This is a genomic window from Zhenpiania hominis (genome assembly GCF_014333425.1).
Classification (GTDB): Bacteria; Bacillota; Clostridia; order Peptostreptococcales; family Anaerovoracaceae; genus Hominibacterium; species Hominibacterium hominis.
In genome coordinates this window covers 28,901-48,965 of record NZ_JACRYT010000005.1, presented here as the reverse complement: position 1 = coordinate 48,965, position 20,065 = coordinate 28,901, and the positions used below count along the sequence as shown (strand labels likewise).

The 20,065-nt window shown below is 48.8% G+C and carries 15 protein-coding genes, 1 other RNA gene, 1 pseudogene and 1 riboswitch; of the genes and pseudogenes, 4 read left to right on the top strand and 13 right to left on the bottom strand.

The genetic code is table 11. The features are described 5' to 3' along the window. Window positions 1-57 precede the first annotated feature (57 nt). Window positions 58-4,332: a 2-hydroxyacyl-CoA dehydratase gene (locus H9L42_RS06760; RefSeq protein WP_187302632.1), complete on the bottom strand. Its 4,275-nt coding sequence runs from the start codon at window positions 4,330-4,332 to the stop codon at window positions 58-60. A gap of 209 nt (window positions 4,333-4,541) precedes the next feature. Between H9L42_RS06760 and H9L42_RS06755 the strand changes: the two genes are divergently transcribed. Next, on the top strand, window positions 4,542-5,108 hold the full coding sequence (locus H9L42_RS06755; protein WP_187302631.1) for a hypothetical protein: 567 nt from the start codon (window positions 4,542-4,544) through the stop codon (window positions 5,106-5,108). A gap of 41 nt (window positions 5,109-5,149) precedes the next feature. Here the strand turns inward: H9L42_RS06755 and H9L42_RS06750 are convergent, their stop codons facing one another. From H9L42_RS06750 to H9L42_RS06725, 6 genes and pseudogenes are all read right to left on the bottom strand, one after another. Beyond that, a complete protein-coding gene (locus H9L42_RS06750; RefSeq protein ID WP_187302630.1) occupies window positions 5,150-6,514 on the bottom strand; it encodes an MATE family efflux transporter in 1,365 nt (454 codons plus the stop codon). A gap of 96 nt (window positions 6,515-6,610) precedes the next feature. Next, window positions 6,611-8,842, bottom strand: coding sequence for a formate C-acetyltransferase (gene pflB / locus H9L42_RS06745; protein ID WP_187302629.1), 2,232 nt, complete (start codon window positions 8,840-8,842; stop codon window positions 6,611-6,613). 60 nt (window positions 8,843-8,902) lie between these two features. Continuing rightward, window positions 8,903-8,988: riboswitch (ZMP/ZTP riboswitch) on the bottom strand. A gap of 35 nt (window positions 8,989-9,023) precedes the next feature. Further along, window positions 9,024-9,257, bottom strand: a pseudogene (locus H9L42_RS06740) (Txe/YoeB family addiction module toxin); the annotation flags it as partial. A 22-nt stretch (window positions 9,258-9,279) separates the two neighbouring features. Continuing rightward, window positions 9,280-9,543, bottom strand: a complete 264-nt coding sequence (locus H9L42_RS06735; protein ID WP_187302628.1) for a type II toxin-antitoxin system RelB/DinJ family antitoxin — start codon at window positions 9,541-9,543, stop codon at window positions 9,280-9,282. Window positions 9,544-9,641: 98 nt separating this feature from the next. Then, entirely contained in the window at window positions 9,642-11,336 is a 1,695-nt protein-coding gene (locus tag H9L42_RS06730) for an ABC-ATPase domain-containing protein (RefSeq protein WP_187302627.1), read from the bottom strand. Window position 11,337: 1 nt separating this feature from the next. Next, a complete protein-coding gene (locus tag H9L42_RS06725; protein ID WP_187302626.1) occupies window positions 11,338-12,228 on the bottom strand; it encodes a LysR family transcriptional regulator in 891 nt (296 codons plus the stop codon). Between the two features lie 120 nt (window positions 12,229-12,348). Between H9L42_RS06725 and H9L42_RS06720 the strand changes: the two genes are divergently transcribed. Both H9L42_RS06720 and H9L42_RS06715 read left to right on the top strand, forming a co-directional pair. After that, complete coding sequence (locus H9L42_RS06720) at window positions 12,349-12,921, top strand: chromate transporter (protein WP_187302625.1); 573 nt, start codon at window positions 12,349-12,351, stop codon at window positions 12,919-12,921. After that, a complete protein-coding gene (locus tag H9L42_RS06715; RefSeq protein ID WP_187302624.1) occupies window positions 12,921-13,478 on the top strand; it encodes a chromate transporter in 558 nt (185 codons plus the stop codon). The genes H9L42_RS06720 and H9L42_RS06715 overlap by 1 nt, the downstream gene beginning before the upstream one ends. Here H9L42_RS06715 and H9L42_RS06710 read toward each other — a convergent pair. From H9L42_RS06710 to H9L42_RS06700, 3 genes are read right to left on the bottom strand one after another with little or no spacing between them, the layout of a single operon-like run. Further along, entirely contained in the window at window positions 13,475-14,185 is a 711-nt protein-coding gene (locus H9L42_RS06710; protein ID WP_187302623.1) for a DUF5714 domain-containing protein, read from the bottom strand. The two genes, H9L42_RS06715 and H9L42_RS06710, sit on opposite strands and share 4 nt — an antisense overlap. Window positions 14,186-14,195: 10 nt before the next feature. Beyond that, complete coding sequence (locus tag H9L42_RS06705) at window positions 14,196-15,329, bottom strand: GTP-binding protein (RefSeq protein WP_187302622.1); 1,134 nt, start codon at window positions 15,327-15,329, stop codon at window positions 14,196-14,198. Between the two features lie 9 nt (window positions 15,330-15,338). Continuing rightward, window positions 15,339-16,799 (bottom strand): radical SAM protein, encoded by a 1,461-nt coding sequence (locus H9L42_RS06700; protein WP_187302621.1) that lies wholly within the window; start codon window positions 16,797-16,799, stop codon window positions 15,339-15,341. Window positions 16,800-16,975: 176 nt separating this feature from the next. On the opposite strand from H9L42_RS06700, the gene H9L42_RS06695 reads away from it, so the two are divergent. Further along, the gene (locus H9L42_RS06695) at window positions 16,976-17,659 is read left to right on the top strand and encodes a 5'-methylthioadenosine/adenosylhomocysteine nucleosidase (RefSeq protein WP_187302620.1); all 684 of its coding nucleotides are present in this window, start codon (window positions 16,976-16,978) and stop codon (window positions 17,657-17,659) included. Window positions 17,660-17,911: 252 nt separating this feature from the next. Here the strand turns inward: H9L42_RS06695 and H9L42_RS06690 are convergent, their stop codons facing one another. The 3 genes from H9L42_RS06690 to H9L42_RS06680 all read right to left on the bottom strand — a co-directional run bounded on the left by H9L42_RS06690 (window position 17,912) and on the right by H9L42_RS06680 (window position 20,065). Then, entirely contained in the window at window positions 17,912-18,451 is a 540-nt protein-coding gene (locus H9L42_RS06690; protein WP_187302619.1) for a Uma2 family endonuclease, read from the bottom strand. 435 nt (window positions 18,452-18,886) lie between these two features. Beyond that, an RNA gene (gene rnpB / locus H9L42_RS06685) (RNase P RNA component class A) lies at window positions 18,887-19,239 on the bottom strand. 31 nt (window positions 19,240-19,270) lie between these two features. Continuing rightward, the gene (locus tag H9L42_RS06680; protein ID WP_187302618.1) at window positions 19,271-20,065 is read right to left on the bottom strand and encodes a Nif3-like dinuclear metal center hexameric protein; all 795 of its coding nucleotides are present in this window, start codon (window positions 20,063-20,065) and stop codon (window positions 19,271-19,273) included.

The window sequence follows — 20,065 nt, the reverse complement described above, 5'->3', positions numbered from 1 at the left end:
CAAAAGTTTTCGCCGGCAACAGACCAAACGCGAACTCATATTCTTTCATTCCAACGTTTACTCCGCCTTATCAAACACCACCGGCTCCATCTTCTTCCGATCCTGCTCGGAAAGGCCCTTTTCCATATTTTTATACGCAGTCGCCATCATCAGCTTAATCCGGTTGAGCTGGTTGACATCACTGGCTCCCGGGTCATAATCAATGGCCGCGATATTCGCCAGCGGATTGCGCTTTCTCATAGCCTTCATCACGCCTTTTCCGGTTACATGGTTCGGCAGGCAGGCAAAAGGCTGCATGCAGACGATATTTTCCACGCCGCTGTCAATCAGATCCACCATCTCTCCGGTCAGCAGCCAGCCTTCTCCGCACTGATTACCCAGGGAAATAATCTCGCTGGCTTTCTTGGCGATATCCTCAATATGCATCGGCTCTTCAAACCGGATGCTGGCAGAAAGCGCCTTCCTTGCCGGTTTCCGGAAATATTCGATGGCTTTGATAGCCGCCTTATTGAATACCATCGCCTTATAAGAACCCGAAAGATGTTCAAAATTGAATTTCTTGCTGTACATACCATACAGGAAAAAGTCGAGCAGGTCAAGAACAACCGCCTCGCCGCCTTCTCTCTCAATGGTTCCTACAATATCGTTATTCGCGTTCGGATGATATTTTACGAGGATTTCTCCTACAACACCAACCTTTGGCTTTTTAATATCCCGCAGCGGCAATGCGTCAAAATCCTTTACAATTTCCTGTATGCAGCTCTTGAACTTCCGGAAGCTTCCTGTATAAACATTCCGTCTCGCGACGCGGGACCATTTTTCATACAACTCGTCAGCCGCCCCCGGAACCTGTTCATACGGCCGTGTCGCATACAGAACCCGCATGAAGACATCTCCATATACCAATGCCATCAACATACGTTTCAGCAATCCGGCGCTGAATTTAAAGCCCGGATTGGACTCCAACCCCGCTATATTGACAGAGATAACCGGAATCTGTTCCATATCCAGATCTTTGAGCGCTTTTCGCAGCAGCGCCACATAATTGCTCGCCCTGCATCCGCCTCCGGTCTGGCTCATAAATACCGCCGTGCGCTCCAGATCCACGTTTCCCAATTTCAGATAGGAAATGATCTGTCCCAGTGTCACAATCGTCGGATAGCAGGCGTCGTTATTGATATATTTCAACCCTTCATCCACCGCGTTTTTATCTACCGTAGGCAGCAGCACCGCATTGTACCCCGCTTTCTTAAGGGCAGTTTCCATGAACTGGAAATGAATCGGCGACATTTCCGGAATCAGAATCGTATATTCCTTTTTCATCTCCTTTGTAAAATACTTTCTCTCATAAGGAGCATTGTTTTCCACATGCTTAATGCCGTTCTTTTCCCTCTCATCCATAGCCGCTTTCAGAGAGCGGATACGGATACGGGCAGCCCCCAAATTGGATCCTTCGTCAATTTTCAGCACCGTATACAGCTTGTTGTTTTTCTTCGTTATTTCTTCCACCTGGTCGGTAGTAACCGCGTCCAGCCCACAGCCAAAGGAATTGAGCTGCACCAGTTCCACGTCATCGGTAGTTCCCACAAACTGAGCCGCCTTATAAAGTCTCGAGTGATACATCCACTGATCCAGCACACGGATCGGTCTTGGCAGTTTTCCAAGATGCGCGATCGAATCCTCTGTTACTACAACCATATCAAAGGATGTGATAATCTTATCAATTCCATGGTTGATTTCCGGATCCAGATGGTAAGGGCGACCGGCGAGAACAATGGTTTTCTTTTTATGTTCTCTTGCGTACTTCAGGGAATATTCTCCCTTTTTCTTAATATCATCCTTAAAATGCTTCATCTCCGCGCGCCCGCTCTTTACGGCGCGCTCTACCTGGGATCTGGTAACGCCGGTGCGGCTCAGTACGCGGTAGAGTTCTCTCACCAGAGCCTCATCATCGTCATAAGGCAGAAAAGGATGAGAAAAGATAACATCATTTTCCTCAAAGATATCATCCATATTGCCCGCGATAACTTCCGGATATGTAGCGACGATCGGGCAGTTATAATGGTTTGGCGCCGTCGGGTCTTCGATCCGTTCATAATTGATGCTCGGATAGAAAATCCATTTTACGCCCCGGTCTACCAGCCATTTCACATGTCCGTGCACCAGTTTTGCCGGATAGCAGGCAGTATCCGAAGAAATGGTTTCCATACCGCCTTCATACAACTCCTTGCTGGACGGAGGTGAAAGCTGCACCCGGAACCCCAGCTTCGTGAAGCAGGTAAACCAGAACGGGTAATTCTCATACATATTCAGGACTCTCGGGATTCCGATCGTTCCTCTCGCGGAGTCCATTTCACTCAGCGGTTTATAGTCAAACAGCCTCTTAAATTTATACTCATACAGATTCGGAATCTCGTTTTCCTCGCTTGATTTTCCTTCTCCCTTCTCACAGCGGTTTCCGGTGATAAAGCGGCTGCCGTCGTTAAACCGATTGATGGTCAGAAGGCAGTTGTTCTCGCATCCTTTGCACCGGGTATGGGTATTCTCCACGGTAAAGGAATCCATGTCCTCCGGTTTGAGAATCGAAGATTCCGTATCTTCCACATAGTTTTCTCTCGCTATAATCGCGGCGCCATAAGCTCCCATGATGCCGGAAATATCCGGCCGCACCACGTTCTTGCCAATAATTTTCTCGATACTCCGCAGTACCGCGTCGTTCAGGAAGGTTCCGCCCTGCACGACAATTCGCTCTCCGGCTTCCTCCGGGTTTCTCAGTTTGATTACCTTGTACAGCGCGTTCTTAATAACGGAATAGGACAATCCCGCGGAAATATCTCCAATCGTAGCGCCCTCTTTCTGCGCCTGTTTTACCTTGGAGTTCATAAAGACCGTGCATCTCGTGCCCAGATCCACCGGTGCCTTGGCAAACAGCGCTTCCTTCGCAAATGTCTGCACATCCATATTCACCGATTTGGCATACGTTTCAATAAAGGAACCACACCCGGAGGAGCAGGCTTCATTCAGCATGATATTATAGATCGCGTTGTCTTTAATCTTCATACATTTCATATCCTGCCCGCCGATATCGAGGATAAATTCAACCCCCGGCAGAAATTCTTCCGCTCCCTTATAATGAGCCATGGTCTCGATCTCGCCCAGATCCACTTTGAAAGCCGCCTTAATCAGCCCTTCACCGTATCCGGTAACCGTCGCGTTGGCGATAAACGCTTCCTTCGGAAGCTGGGAATAAAGTTCCTTCAGCATCACCATGCAGGCTTCAATGGGTTTCCCCTCATTATTCCGGTAAAAGGAGTACAGCAGATTTTTCTCGTCATCAATGAGCGCCGCCTTAGTCGTGGTCGAACCCGCGTCAATACCAAGGAAGACTTTTCCTTTTGCTTTCCGGATATCCTTTTTCTTAATCGCGTCTTTTTTGTGTCGTTCCACAAATTCCTGATAATCCTCGTGCCCTGAAAACAATGGATCTACATGCTTGGTATCCGACATCTGCGCCGGATCCAGGTTTTTAATCCGTTCCGTCACCTCCGAGAGAGAGAGAGTCTCATATTTCTGCGCTGTCATCGCTGCTCCGATAGCTACGAAGTATTTCGAATCTTCCGGGAAGATCACATCCTCATCCGCAAGATCAAGGGTCTCAATAAAGCGTTTGCGAAGCTCGGAAAGAAACGATAAAGGTCCCCCCAGGAAAGCGACTTTCCCCTTAATCGTTCGTCCGCACGCCAGTCCGCTGATGGTTTGGTTTACAACCGCCTGAAAGATCGACGCTGATAAATCTTCAATTTCCGCTCCCTCATTGATCAGCGGCTGAATGTCCGTCTTTGCGAAAACACCGCATCTCGCGGCAATGGGATAAATCATTTTGTGTTTTTTCGCGGCTTCATTCAGACCAGCCGCGTCCGTGTTCAGGAGAACCGCCATCTGATCGATAAAAGCTCCGGTTCCTCCCGCGCATGTACCATTCATCCTCTGCTCTACCGTCTGTCCGTAAAAGGTGATTTTCGCGTCCTCACCGCCCAGCTCAATGGCGACATCCGTTTCCGGAATCAGTTTTTCCACTGCCGCGCTGCAGGTTACAACCTCCTGCTCAAACGGAATCTCCAGAAGCTGTGATAGAGAAAGTCCGCCGGATCCTGTAATTACAGCTTTCATTTCCGCGTCCGGATATTTAGCGTACAGATCCTGCAGCAGCTGCGCTACCGTCTCGAATACATTCGACATGTGCCGCTCGTATCTGCTGTATAAAATACTATTGTCGCTGTCCAGCAGCACTAATTTTACTGTTGTTGATCCTACATCAATACCTAATCTCATAATTACCTCATTTATATAGAATTTCAAAGGACTGCATTATTGAAATTTATTATAACACAAACCTGCTTAGAAGTCCCTTGATTTTAAAAAAACCTACTTATATATATACCTTTTTCTCTGAAACTCAAACATTTTCTTTTAATTTCCGTGATTATAGCACAAACTCTCTCCCTTGTGTTATACTAATTTCTGAGAAAAAAGGAGTTATTATGAAATCATCGATACGCAAACGCACCTACCAGGCGATTTACCGTCTGCTGGATCGGGTTTCGCCCCTTGACTGTGACTGCGGGACTCTCTGCGGCGCCGCCTGCTGTACCTGCGTCTCAGATGAGACGGAGGGCGGCCCTGCCCTTGGAATCTACCTGCTTCCCGGTGAAGAGAAGGTGTTTACAAAAAAAGAAAGCTGGCTGCGCTGGACCTGTGAACAGGCTGAGGATTTTGATTTTCCCGATTCCTGGCATGGAAAAATCTACTTTGTCAACTGCCTTACGCCTCCCCATTGTCCGAGAGAAAAGCGGCCGCTTCAATGCCGATTTTTTCCGCTGGCGCCTCATCTTACGCCAGATGGTATCCTCCACCTGATCCTATGTCCGGACAAGCTGCCATATGCCTGCCCGCTTATTGAAAAGAAACTGCCTCTGAATTCTTCCTTTATTCGGGCCACCTATACAGTTTGGACCCACCTGCTCCGAGATTCTCGGATTTTTGACCTGGTTCAAATGGATTCCGAAGATCGGGAGCAAGATGGTACTGAACTTTACTTCATACGATAAAAGACCGCGGTCCGCAAATCCGAACCGCAGTCTTCTTCCTCTTACTTTGTATTGAGCATTTGAATATCCTTTTTGTATACATAGCGCATCGCGATAATACAGTATAGCAGTCCCAGAATTTCCGCCAACGGGAAGGCAAACCATACCAGTTCCAACCCTCCCAGCCTTGCCAGAATCCACGCCAGAGGAAGAATTCCAATCAGCTGGCGAATCAGCGATCCCCACAGGCTCATCATGCCGTGAGCAGTCGCCTGGAAAAAGGATGACGCTAAAATTCCGAAGGAAGCCGGCAGGAAACAGATACTGATAATCCGCAGCGCCCTGGTTCCAATCTCATACATACCTTCCGAAGCATTAAACATACTCAGGAACTGGTGAGGGAAGAACTGGAACAGCAACAACCCAATGGCCATAATTACAAACGCTACCATAAACCCAAGCTTAAAAGCGTGCATCAGGCGTGTTTTATTCCGCGCTCCGTAATTGTAGCCCATGATTGGAAGGGTTCCCTGATTCAGGCCGAAAACCGGCATGAAAATAAAGGACTGAAGTCTTCCGTAAACGCCGTTTACCGCAACCGCGGTCTCCGAAAGACCACCTAAAATCGCATTGAGGCCAAACTGCATGATGGACAGCATCGCCTGCATCAAAATCGCCGGAACACCTACCGAGTAAATATCCCTCAGGACACGGCCCCGCATCTTAAAACCTCGAATTTTTACAATTACCAGATGATCCTTTTTAAACAACAGGTACTGACCGAGAATAAAAGAGACAAGCTGGCCGATTACCGTTGCCAGCGCCGCTCCCGCTACATCCATCTCCGGGAACGGTCCGACGCCAAAGATCAAAAGCGGATCCAGAATCACGTTTGTTACCGCGCCCGCAATGCTGCAGAGCATGGGAAACATCATATTCCCTGTGGCCTGCAGAATTTTTTCCGTCGTGATTTCCACCAGCATGAAAAGAGAGCCAATGGTAACAATCTGCATGTAATCAATCCCGCTTTCCACGATATAAGGCGTATCGGAAAAGAATCGCATGAAAATTCCGGAAAAGAAAATTCCAATCAGCGCGAATCCGATCCAGTTAAAAAAGGATAACCTGTAACCGTGGCTGGCCGCCATATTGGCTTCTTCGTATTTTTTAGCTCCCAGCCTTCTGGAAATCAGAGAATTGATTCCCACTCCGGTTCCGACACCCACCGCGATCAGCAACATCTGTATCGGATAAACATAAGTTACCGCGGACAGCGCCTCTTCACTGATCATGGATACGAAAATACTGTCCACAATGTTATAAAGCGCCTGGATCAGCATGGACAGAATTGCCGGCCAGGACATGGTCGCAATCAGCTTTCCAACAGGCATAGTGCCCATTTTGTTTTCATGAATCTGCTCGCTCATAAAAATATAATACCTCCTATCACAAGGAGATATTATATTATGTTTTCCTGTTTAATTCAACAAGTCCCGGCATAATTTATCAAAGATTTCGGGAACTTACATCGCTCCGTGGAACGTCCGCCGGATAACTTCCTCCTGCTGCTCTCTGGAAAGGCGCACAAAGTTAACCGCGTATCCGGATACCCGAATGGTCAGGGACGGATACTCTTCCGGATGCTCCATAGCTTTTTTCAGCAATTCTTTTCTCATCACATTGACATTGAGATGATGGGCTCCCTGGCAGAAATAGCCGTCCAGCAGGGAAACCAGATTGTATTCTCTCTGCCGCTCGTCCTTTCCAAGGGCGTCCGGCACAATGGAGAAGGTATTGGAAACGCCGTCCTGGCATACGCTGCGGTACGGAATTTTGGCAACCGTATTCAGAGAAGCCACCGCCCCATTGATGTCTCTTCCGTGCATCGGGTTCGCTCCCGGCGCCAGAGCTTCTCCGTGCTTTCTTCCGTCCGGCGTGTTTCCGGTTTTCTTTCCGTACATTACGTTGGAAGTAATGGTCAGCGCGGACAGGGTATGCTTGGCGCCCCGATACATCGGGTGCTTTTTCAGCTCCGCGGAGAAGTATTTTACAATTTCCACCGCGATATCGTCTACCGCGTCATCATCGTTTCCGTATTTCGGGAAGTCCCCTTCCACTTCAAAGTCAACAGCAATCCCTTTTTCATTGCGGATCGGTCTTACCTTGGCAAACTTGATTGCCGAAAGAGAATCCGCCGCGCAGGAAAGCCCCGCGATACCGAAGGCTGTCAGCCGTTCCACATGGGTATCGTGAAGAGCCATCTGGCTGGCCTCATAAGCGTATTTGTCGTGCATATAATGAATGACGTTCATGGTGTCCACATAAAGCTCTGCCACATAGGACATGACCTTTTTATAGGTCAGCATAATTTCGTTGAAATCTAAAACATCGTCATATTTCAGCGGTTCAATTCCCGGAATCACCAAATCACCGTTGAGCTCATCCACACCGCCGTTAATGGCATAGAGCAAAGATTTCGCCAGGTTGGCTCTGGCCCCGAAAAACTGCATCTGCTTTCCCACGCTCATTGCCGAAACGCAGCAGGAAATGGCGTAATCATCGCCGTATACCGGACGCATTACATCATCGTTCTCATACTGGATGGAATCCGTCTCAATACTCATCTTAGAACAGTATTTCTTAAAATTTTCCGGCAGGTTCTGGCTCCACAAAACCGTCAGGTTCGGCTCCGGCGCGGTTCCCAGATTCTTCAGAGTATGCAGGATACGGAAGGAATTTTTCGTTACCAGCGGCATTCCCTTAACGCTCATGCCGCCGATGGCTTCCGTCACCCATGTCGGATCGCCGCCGAAAAGTTCGTTATATTCCGGCGTACGCAGGTGACGTACCAAGCGCAGCTTGATAACAAACTGATCCATCAGTTCCTGCGCTTCCTTTTCCGTAATAGTTCCCCGATCCAGATCCCGCTGAATATAAATGTCCAGGAAGGTGGAAGTTCTTCCCAGAGAAGTCGCCGCGCCGTTATTTTCCTTTACACCCGCCAGATATCCCATATAGAGGAACTGTACCGCTTCCCGCGCGTTAGCGGCCGGATTACTAAGGTCAATGCCGTACTGGGCGGCCATGGCTTTGACTTCCTTCAGGGCCCGTACCTGTTCGTGCAGTTCTTCCCGAATCCGGATCAGTTCTTCCGTCATAGGACCGTCAGCCATTTCAATGTCCTGTTCTTTCTGCTCGATCAGGTAATCAATTCCGTAAAGAGCGATCCGTCTGTAGTCACCGATGATCCGTCCTCTCCCGTAAGCGTCCGGAAGTCCGGTCAGAAGTCCCGCGTGTCTGGCAACCTTTGTCCGTTTCGGATAAGCGTCGAATACGCCTTCGTTGTGCGTCTTGCGGAATTCATGGAACCGTCTCTGAATTTCCGGGTTCATTTCATATCCGTACTGCTTCAGCGCGGATTCGGCCATACGGATTCCTCCGTAAAGATTGACAATCCGTTTCAGCGGCTCATCGGTCTGAAGCCCCACGATCACTTCGTTTTCCTTATCAATGTATCCCGGAGCGAAGTTATTGATGCCGGATACCACTTCCGTTTCTACATCATAAATACCATTTTTGATTTCTTCCAGCAGTAGCTCTCTGCACCTTCCCCACACCTTTTCCGTACGCTCTGTGGGACCTTCCAGAAAGCTGTCGTCGCCCATGTAAGGGGTTACATTTTTCTGAATAAAATTTCTTACATCAATAACATGTCTCCAGTTTCCGCTGTTAAATCCTTCCCATTCTTTCCGCATTTCTTACCTCCATATGCAGTACAACTATGAAATAACAGAAAAAGCCGCGCATCCGGGCCCTTTCTCAGCCCAGACGGTCGGCTTTTGTTTTCTACTCATCATACTCCATGTGGTTTCTTCCACTTCCGTCAGTCATATGACTTTTTGACTATACTATATCTTTGGGGTGCTTGTCAAGATATTATTTATCTCTGTAATGTGATCCACACTGCGCGATCAGAATCGTATCCTTTTTGATTCGATAAACGATACGGTTGAAATCATCGATTCTTCTACTCCAATATCCCGCGAGACTTCCGGTTAGAGGCTCTGGCTTTCCGATCCCATCATAACCGTTCCGGTCAATATCTTTCAGCAGTTTCAGTATACGCCTCATCGTCTTTTTATCTTGTTTCGTCCAGTACTCAAAATCTTCCCATGCTTCGTCGGATCATGCTTTAATCATCTAGCTTTACCTCGTGAACGGTTCCGCCTGTCGCCTCCAGCTGCGCAATGGAACGCTTCAGTCTTTCTATATTTTCCAGGCTGTAAAACGGATCATTACCAGCTGTAATTTCAAAGGGAATTCTACGTTCTCTGACAGCCATTTTTGCAAAAACACAAAAGGCAGTTGTCATATTCATTCCAATATCGGAACAAAACGCTTCAAATTGTTTTTTCAAGTCCGCATCCATACGAATATTTACATTTACTTGTGCCACACTATCATCTCTCTTCACTTTTTATTATATACATTGTACCAAAATTTATTGATAATATCAATAAATTTATTTACCATTTCCATAATATCCTTAAAATATTATCTTCGGAACCGGTTAAAGCACGCTACGATTTCCTGCTTTCTGGGTCTCGCGAATCCGCAGACCGCATTTCCGGAAAACAGACTTTCCAGCCCCTCTGCTTCCAGCTTTTCTTCCAAAAGGGAAACAATCTGGGGAATCGTCCGCTTTTCATCGGTCAGATATTCCAGAGCGTATTCCAACAGTCGGCCCAGAGAAGCGGTCTGCTCCCCGTCCTCCAGCTGCTCCACATAACGCAGATCCACCGTCTCTTTTCCTATGGAAAAAGAATCAATGCCGTGGACTTTCACTTTCAGAGGCCGACGCTGTCGTTCCCTCTGCAGCTCTTTGGGGACGCTCATAATCCTGCGGCTCTGAGGAAGCTGAAAGACCGGCGGCATGCCCGCCGCGTCCGGATATTCGGGACACAGCTCTTTTACTTTTTCGGTAATATCGAAAGGCCGGTAGGAATCCATCTGGATCACCGTATCCGCAATATGGAAAAAGGCGCCTGAGCTTCCGGCTACCAGAATCGTCGAGATTCCCGCCTGCTCATAAAGCTGCCGGGCCCGCTCCACAAAAGGCGTAATCGGTTCCTTGCTGCGGCTGATAACTCTCTGCATGAAAGCGTCCCTTACCATAAAGTTGGTGGCGGAGGTATCCTCGTCGATGAGAAAGAGACTGCTTCCTGTTTCGATGCTTTCGGAGATGCCCGCGGCCTGGGAGGTACTGCCGCTGGCGTCCAGCGTGGAAAAGCAGCGGGTATCTTTCCCATTGGGCAGGTCGTTGATAAACATGGAAATATCCGCGTCCTTGATAAACCGCCCGTCTTCGGATCGCAGCTTCACCGCGGTATCATCGCAGATAACATATTCCCGCCCGTCTCCCGGAATATGGTTATAAACAGCGGATTCCAGCGCGTTCAGAAGTGTGGACTTTCCGTGGTATCCGCCTCCGGCGATGAGACTGATGCCGCAGGGGATGCCCATTCCGCAGATCCTTCCCTGATGGGGAAGTTCCATCGTGACCTTCAGGGAATCCGGAGACTGGAAAGGAACCGCCCCTTTCATCGGCAGATCCGATACTCCGCTTTTCCTCGGAAGAACAGCGCCCTCCGCTACAAAGGCCGCCAGACCTCTTTTTTTCAGCTCTTCTCGAATGAACTGCTGATCATCGGAAAGAAAGATCGCCCGCTCCAGATGCTTTGGATTCATGTTCCGGTAAAACAGCGCTTCCTCCGCGCACATCGGTAGGAACTGAAACAAAATCTTTTCCAGTTCTCTTCCGTTGATTCTCCGTCCGTTTGCCGGAAAACCCACGTGAAAACGGACGAACACCGCCTTTTCCGTAATCCGGCAGGCAGTCCGCTCCAGTACGGTCTGTCCGCAGCGGGATATGGCGATCAGCCCGCTTTTTCCGGATCCTCTGGCTTTAAAACTGTAATCCTCCATCTCTTTTGCCAGCCGGCGGGTCAGGTAATCCTGCAGGGTAATGCGGCGATTTTTCGTTTCCAGATATTCCGCGGGAATTCCTGTGGCTTCAAAGGGAATTTGCAGGCTCAGCGCCGAAGGCGGAGCAAACGGGTCTCCCTGAATCCGGTCTAAAGACAGGATATATCCATCAAAGCGGTAGCTGCCCCGCAGTTCCTTGTACATCGAATAGCTTTTTCCATCTATGGAAAAAAGGTTCCGTTTTAAATCGGACGCGTGTTTCATATCAAACTCCTTTTTCTGTTTTATCTTCGATTTTGGGGATCATCTTCCAGAAAAACTCCAGAGGCCCCGTCTTATAACTTGTTGTTCTTGTTACGATATGGATATCATTATACAGCTTCACACCCCGGACGGAAAGGACTTTAAGGCTGCCCGCGGCAATTTCCTCGGCAACCAGCATCCGCGGCAGGACAGAAACCCCCAGCCCCGCTTTTGCCGCCTGAATTAAAACCTGGGAATCCACACTTTCCCATATCGGCCGGATTTTATATCCTTTTAAGGCTGCCGCGGATTCAAAGGTTTCTCTGGCAGCGCTGCCCCGCTCCCGAAGCAGCAGATCCATCTCCAGAAGCTGAGGAAGCTCCAGCTGGGAATCTCCGCAGTATCCGGGAGCCGCTACCGGACACAGCTCGTAAGAAGAAATTTTTTTCATTTCAAAGCTGTTTTCCAGAATTGCCCCTTCAATAAAAGCAATATCAATGACCCCCTGCTGCAAAAGGGACTGCATTTCCGAAGCCCGGTGTACGGTAATCTGCAGCGGGCAGTCCGGCATGCTCTTTCGGAACCGGTTCACCAGGCGCGGCAGTTCCAGTTGAGCGAAGGTGATGCAGGAGCCTACGCGAAGCGGCGCCTCCATCTGCAGATTTTTCATACGGGCTTCGACGCGCTCCAAGCTTTCCAGAACCGGCAGGATTTCCCGCAGGAAAAGCTCGCCTGTTTTGGTGAGTTTCACTGTTCTGTGCAGCCGTTCAAAGAGCCTGGTCCCCGCTTCGTCTTCCAGTTCCCTGACAGCATGGGAAACCGCGGACTGAGTAAGAAACAGGTTTGCGGCTGCCTTTGTAAAATTTTCCGTTTTCGCGATTTCCCGGAAAATAACACATTGTTTGAAATTCAAGAGCTTTCTCCTTCCCATGAATTTTATTCATAGCTTATGCTCTATATTATCATTTTACAAATGCCAGCGCAACCGTTATACTGGGCGCAGATTCAAAAAGCGAATTGGAGAATACACAACATGAAAAAGAAATGGAAGTTATATGTCTGGATTAGTTATATAAACTTATTCATCAGCACTTTTACCTTTGGCGGCGGGTATGTGATCATCCCTATGGTTAAAAAAATTTTCGTAACGCAGAAAAAATTGCTGCAGGAGTCGGAATTTTTGGATCTGGCTGCCATTGCCCAGTCCTCTCCCGGCGCCATCGCGGTAAATCTCAATGTGCTGGTGGCAAAAAAGCTTGCCGGGATTCCCGGAATTGCGCTGGGACTGATCTTTTCCATTCTGCCTCCCCTGGTGATCCTGGGAATCATCTCCACCTGCTATAACGCCTTCGCCGCCAATCCTTACGTAAGCGCCGCTCTTACCGGGATGCAGGCTTGTGTAGCGGCTCTGATTGTAGATCTGGCAGTTGACATGTACCGGACCATCCTGAAAGAAAAGTCCCGTCTGCTGGATGCTCTTCCGGTTCTTTCTTTTCTGGCCTGCGCCTTTACCGGAATCAACGCGGCGATTCTTTTAGTATCCGGCAGTCTGTTGTACTGCCTTGCTCTGTACATGACACGCAGAAGAGAAAGGAAGGTTTCCTGATGGCAGCGCTGTTTTTTATGTTTTCCAAAATCGGTTTGTTCAGTATCGGCGGCGGATATGCCGTCATCGCGGTCATCCAGGAACAGCTCGTAATCAAAAGCGGCTGGATCTCGCAGCAAGCGTTCACGGATATGATCGCCATCTCTCAGATGACCCCCGGTCCTCTGGCCATTAATATCTCCACCTTTGTCGGAATGCAGCTTTCCGGAATTCCGGGCGCTGTGGCGGCGACTCTTGGCTGTGTATCCGCAGGCGTTATAATTTCTCTTTTGCTGGGGATATTTTTCAGAAAATATGAAAACTCCTTTTTTGTTTCATCCGTTTTAAGCGGCCTGAAGGCAACCTCCCTGGGACTGATTTTTTACGCGGGGCTGACCATCCTTCTGCTTACATTTTATGGAGTTTCCGATCTCGTTGATGTCCCCTGGCCGGCAATTCCGGATTTCACCGCGCTGGCCTTGTTCGCGGCCTCCTTCTTTGCTTTGCGCAAATGGAAACCGCACCCAATCCTGCTGATGCTGGCGGGAGGCGCCGCGGGCCTGGCGCTGTATCTTTAAGCTTCGTTTCCTTTAAAAAAGGGGCAGCTCGTACCAAGGCATTCGTTGTTTCGCTCGGAAAATCCACAAACAATCCGATCCGGCATTTGCATTTTGACGCCCAAATGTTCCTCTGTAAAAGCAGCTGCCTCCTTTATGACCAGAAATGCCGAACGTTTGCAACACCGGGGGCCTCCCGTTTTTCCAATTCGGATCAGAGCCCGGGACGTCATCTGATTGGAAAGTCCCCATGTCTTGCGGCTGAAGGGAGTGGTTTCTGTAATCAAGCTCAAAAAAATACCGGAACTGACAGCTGAGCCGCAGCAGCCCCAGAATCCGCAGATTCCGCCGGGAACAGACCTTCCCCGCTCCCACATTTCCCGCAGCGCCTGCTCCCGGTCGATCTTGCCGCCGCTACCAGCGTAAGCGATAAGCAGCGCCGCCCCTACCAGCACATGGTGCTCCGGACCGTGCATGTGGATTTGCTCCTGTCCCATCCACTTTTGAATTATCTCTATGGGATTTCCCGATGTTTCCTCCAGACCGTATTGAAGCAGCTCTTTTATTCCCTGCTCCATATGGCAGGCATCACAGACAAAATGCCCGTTTTTGCAGCATGCGTTTGTCACTTTCCTGTCTCCGCAGATTGCGCAGTTCTGCTCTCTTGCTTCCGTAAAATATTCCAGTTCCGCTCCGCAGATCAGACAGGCTTCTTTCTGTTCCTTCATACCTTTCCTCTCAGTCCTCATAGCGTGACGCTTTTCCGATGTTGCCCTTTCCTTCCTCCATCATGCCGAAGGTTTCCATAAAAAAGGTCCTTACTTTCATATTGTATTTCAAGGAAACCGCATCCACCGCATCTTCCACAATTTCTGCCATTTCCACCGGATCGGCAGCGCACCTGGCGTTGATAATCAGCGAAAGCGCGCTGTATTTGTTCTGAAGCTTACGATCATATTCCACCGGATAATCAACGCCGATCAGACTGGCCTTGAAAAAGTCCGTCAACTCCTCATCACTGTCCGCGGCAAACATTTTCAGATGGGGAACATTGCGTCCCCGCTCTTTCAGACCTGCTCGAACGCCTTCAAAGATTTCCGCGATCACCTGGTTGAAATCCAGATTTCGCTCTTCCCGCTGCCGCATATAGACCCTTGTGTTGAACCAGCTCAGCTGGTTTTCCGCCGCCAGGAATGCCTCAGAGCCATAGCCGATCTCCCGGTGCACTGCCCTGGATCGATGCTCCAGCAGATAGTCCACAACCTCACTGACGCCGGTTCCCTTCATGGCCGACATGGCCATCACCGGCGTCTGGGGATAGATCGCCCGGATAAATGAAATAATCGCTTCCGCTTCTTCTTCGCCGATGGTATCCGTTTTATTCAGCACAATCAGCTCCGCCTCCGCCATCTGCGCGTCCAGGAGGAATTTCATTTCTTCCGGAAGATTCAGATCCGCGTTTTCCGGCAGAACCATGCGCAGCCGCTCCGGATCCACAATGCAGGTAAAGGGCAGCAGTTCGAACTCGTCCGGTTCCTTTTCCTCCAGTTCCAGATAAACATGATCCATGGCGCCGATTCCGCATCCCGGTATATCGGAAAATATCACATCTGCCCCTGCCGCTTCCAACTGATGCATTTTCCCTACCAGATTTTCATGCTGATAGCAGATGCACCCTCCGGAAATAGGCAGGGTCATAACCCCGGCAGCAGCGCAGAATTCCGCGTCAACAATATTCCCCGCTCCCAGATCGTTTGCCAGAATCGCGGCAGTCTCCTGACCGCGCCGATTGATTTCTCTGGAAAAGGCAATCATCGAGGTTGTCTTTCCCGCGCCTAAAAATCCACTAATTACCGCATATTTTGTAATCATTTCTTCCTCCTATACTTGGTCTGAATTCCTATAGATACTGTTGTACGCGCAGAAGGGAATCAGTCTGCCATCTTCTGACAGTACCTGAACCCGGCAGCGTTTTACCCGTTCCGCGTCCAGATTCGTAAGATCCTGGAAGGCCATCCCGGTTACGGTAAACGAGTTGCGCCTGTAATAGCGGAGAAACTCGTCCAGAGATGTGATTTCCGCGCTGGACTGATAACCGGGAACGTTGTCCTCCTGTTTTTCAGGAGGGGCAATTTCCCACTTATTTAATACAAAATCCCGATCCCTTTTTATCACATCTATATCCCTCGCGGCGGCGCGTCCGGTATCACAGCACGAAACACCTCGCTCTTTCTGGGATTGGGTAAGCGTACAGCGGACGCTGCCATCCGGCTCTTTGATGTAAGTGCTGTAAAAGCAGCACAGAGTATGGCCCGTCGCTATGGGGCAGAAGTTCTCATAGCGGAACTGCGGCCTCTGCCGCTCCAGCTTCCGCAGAAGACCGAACATGGTGATTCTTCCCGGAAAGTCTCCGCTTTGCGCCGCGTCTTTTTCTTTGTTTTTTGCATGCTCCGGATGCCTGCCGAAAAAGCTCACCGGCTGAAAGTGAATCCCCTTTACCACATTGACATGCTCTACTAGGAAATCCATCATGTCTCCGATATTATCCGTATTGACGCCCTCCACAATGGTAGGTACCAGCGTAACCGGAAGCCCTGCCAGCTCGCAGTTCCGGATGGCTTTCTTTTTGATTTCCAAAAGCGGTTCCCCCCTCAAAACCTGGTAAATCGAATCCTTTGTGCCGTCAAACTGCATGAAAACAACCGATGCTCCCGCCTCCTTCAGCACCTGGGCATATCCTTCTTCCAGGGCCAGCCTTTTTCCGTTGGAATTGATCTGTACATAGTGAAAGCCTTTGTCCTTTGCCATTCGGATAATGTCCGGCAAATCCTCCCTGACCGTCGGCTCTCCGCCGGAAAGTTGAATGTTAAAAGGACGTTCTTCTCCCAGTTCCAGCAGCCGATCGTATTTTCGCTCAATTTCCGAAAGCGTCGGCTCACCCTTTCTGTCCGCGTCCATTTCCGATTTGGCGAAGCAGTAGGGACAATGCTGGTTGCACCGATCCGTCAGATCGATCAGCACACAGCAGGCGGTCTGCAGATGATTTTCACAGGTTCCGCAGTGTAGCGGGCAGCTCTTATCCTCCGGATCTCCCTTTGTAATCGCTTCTTTAGGGGCGATATTAATAACCGGATTTTTGATCCACTGTCTGTAATCTTCCGCGTTTTCCGCCGCTGTCGTCTTAAATGCGCCATGCTCCGGGCAAAGCGTTATAAACTGGACCCTACCCTTTTCTTCCACATAAAAGGCCTCGACCGGTCTTTGGCAGATCGGACAGATGCTCCGGGTTCTCTCCAATACCTCCGCGTCTGGAAACGGGGTCAGTTTCGTTATCACTGCCATATCTATCTCCTGTCTTTGTTATTCTGACTTTATTTTTAATATTGTACCATCATTTCTGCCTTTTTCAAAGGTTACAGACATGCCTTTATCACAAAACTATTTCCAAACCGAAGCGCCTTGTCTCCTCGGCTTTGCCTTGTTATAATGGAGTTATCACAATTATCAGGGGAGCTCAAATGAAACGAATCGGAATTTTATGCGCTGGTGATGCGGAACTGGCGCCCTATTTAACCAAAACGGAAAAACAGCCAATCGCCGAAGCCGCGATGCTGAAATTCTATAGAGGCAGGATAAAAGGAAAAGAAATTATCGCTGTATCCAGCGGCGTATGTAAGGTGAATGCCGCGATCGCCGCCCAGCTTCTCATTGACCGCTTTCACGCGGACTGCATCATAAACAGCGGAACAGCCGGAGGGATGAGTAAAACTGTACGGATTTTTGATACGATCATCGCGCGGAGAACCGTCTACCACGATGTAGCCAGAGATATTCTGACCGATTTCCACCCCTACTTGCCTTCTGTCTTTTTCCCGTCCTCCCCACAGCTCCTGGACGCGGCGGAAAGATGCCGCCCACAGGTAAAAACGCCTCTGTTGTTCGGGACGATTGTTACAGGGGAAACGTTTGTGACAAAGGAAACTCAGCGTGACAGGATCAACGCGAAATTCGAACCTTTGGCAGTTGACATGGAAAGCGCGGCTGTCGCCCATGTCTGCTATGTAAACCAGATTCCCTTCCTCGCGGTACGGACTATAACCGATACTCCTGAATTCAGCGGACTCGCCCACTTTGAGCAGAACTGCAAAACTGCCGCTGAGATCGCAGCGGCAGTGGTGTCCGAGTTGATTGGATGGATTTAAGAATCAAAAGGTTTCGGGCAGCTCGTAAGCCGGGTTCTGTATCTGGCAATCATCTATCTCAATGTACTGTCACCAGCATGCTCCAGCAAGCAGAAACTGACTCTGATTTTGAACCACTCTACCTCTCTATACTGAACCTGTGTACTTTTTTTAGGATTTCCGATTGTGAATTAAGGTCTACTCTTATGGTACGAAATATCCTCTTTTGGTTTTCGGACTTTGTGTCTTTCTTAGTGAAAAAAAGTGAATATTTTATTCGGTTTTCATGGTGATTTTCAAATCTCCACCATAGATGTTAACCGGGATTTCTTCCTCAAAACCATACGCATTCAGATCTTCATTTTCAAAGTCATAAACAAACACGTTATTTTTATCAGGATCTATAATCCAGTATTCCCTTACTCCGGCATTTTGATATTTTGACAGTTTTATGAAATAATCCATTCGCTTACTGCTGGGAGAGACAATTTCAATCACCCAATCCGGCGCGCCATTGCACCCCTTTTCGTCTAATTTGGATTTGTCACAGATAACTGAAATGTCCGGTTCTACATAGGTATGTTCATCATTATTGAGAAAGACTGCAAATGGAGCCGGAAATATTTCGCAATCTCCGTTCTTTTCTCGAATAAACAAACTTATTTCTGTAAATAGATGACTCAAAATTCTCTGATGTGTCGTCCCTGGCGGAGTCATCATATACAGCTCCCCGTCGATTAGTTCTGCCCGCTCCCCATCTGGCAAAGCGTAAATATCATCAATGGTATAAAGCTTTTCCTGTGCTAATGCCATAGATACCAACCTCCTTTTTCGTTATTGTATCACATTTTATTCTCTTAATCCATCTGTATAAAATTACTTTGAAATGAGCCTGTTTTGTATTTTTCCCTTTTGGGGTAGGAAGTGTCCTCATTTGCAAAGCAGATTTTTAAAGTTTTAAGTCAATTCAATTACTAATTTATAACTCTATCCACCGAAAGAAGTTATAGAAATATTCCGTCAATTATGTTGCTGTTCCAACTCTCGCAGAATGTAATTGATACGTTGAATAGAAACTATTCTTCCAGTAACTAATAAAGGCTTTTTCAGCATCGACAATAGTATTTTTATGGAAAAAACCTCCAAAAAACAGAACCAGACTGATAAATTTTCTATCAGCAAACAGATTCTGTATTTGGAGGACCATTTACCTCAAACGTTGATTTTTCAACGTTTATCCATCAAAAGATTTCGGGCAGCTCGTAAGCCGGGTTCTGTATCTGGCAATCATCTATCTCGACGTACTGTCACCAGCACGCTCCAGCGACCTACCTCTCGGGCGGCGGCGGGCCGCCGCACTTACTGCCCTGTCTTGGTCTTGCTCCGGATGGGGTTTACACGGGAATTATGTTACCATAACTCCCGGTGAGCTCTTACCTCACCATTTCACCCTTACCACGGCATTACCCGTTTCGGCGGTGTGTTTCTGTTGCACTTTCCCTATAGTTACCTACGCCAGACGTTATCTGGCATCCTCGCCCTGTGGAGCCCGGACTTTCCTCATACATCCCGAAGATGCACGCGACTGCCTGAACTACCCGAAACCGTGTGCTTTTCAGCAAAGCTTTTCTATTATATCATCTCAAAGGGGTCAATGTCCACTTCCGATTGGATAATTTCAATTCCATCATCCACTTTTGCCCGCAGTTTTTCCGCGAAATTTCCCGCAAAGGATTTTTCGGTTCCATAATGGCCCGCGTCGATGACCGCAAGCCCACAGGCTTTTGCCTTCTGCGCGTCGTGGTATTTCAGATCTCCTGTAAGAAACAGCTGGCACTCGTTTTTTATGGCCAGATCCATTAAGTCCGCTCCTGCTCCGGTGCAGATTCCCACCTTGTGAATCATGGTATCCGGCCGGCCTACCGCGCGAATCTGCTCCGGATCCATGTCCAGGCGGTCAGCCAGAAGATCCATCATGGAAACCAGCGTCATCGGAGAGCTGAGATACCCGATCCTTCCGATCCGGTTTTCCTCCGGCCCGTCGGAAAACCCCCGAATCTCTTCCAGGCCGATGAGTTCAGCCAGAAAGTCGTTGTTTCCACCCTTCAGCTTGTCAAAAGGTGTATGGCAGGAATAAACGGAAATTCCCAGGTTCAAAAGGCGAACAAGGAAGGAGCCGGTCATTTCCCTGTAATCTACCTTTTTAATTCCTCCGAAAATCAGCGGATGATGGGTAAGGATCAGATCCGCGTCTTTTTCATCCGCCTCATCAATTACAGCCTCTGTGATTTCCAGACTGGTCAGCACCTTCTGAATTTCCATCGGACCCGCAGCCACCTGAATTCCGCTGTTGTCCCAGCTTTCCTGTGTATCCGGCGGCGCGATTTCTTCAATTATTTCGATCAGTTCTTCCAGATTCATTGCCAT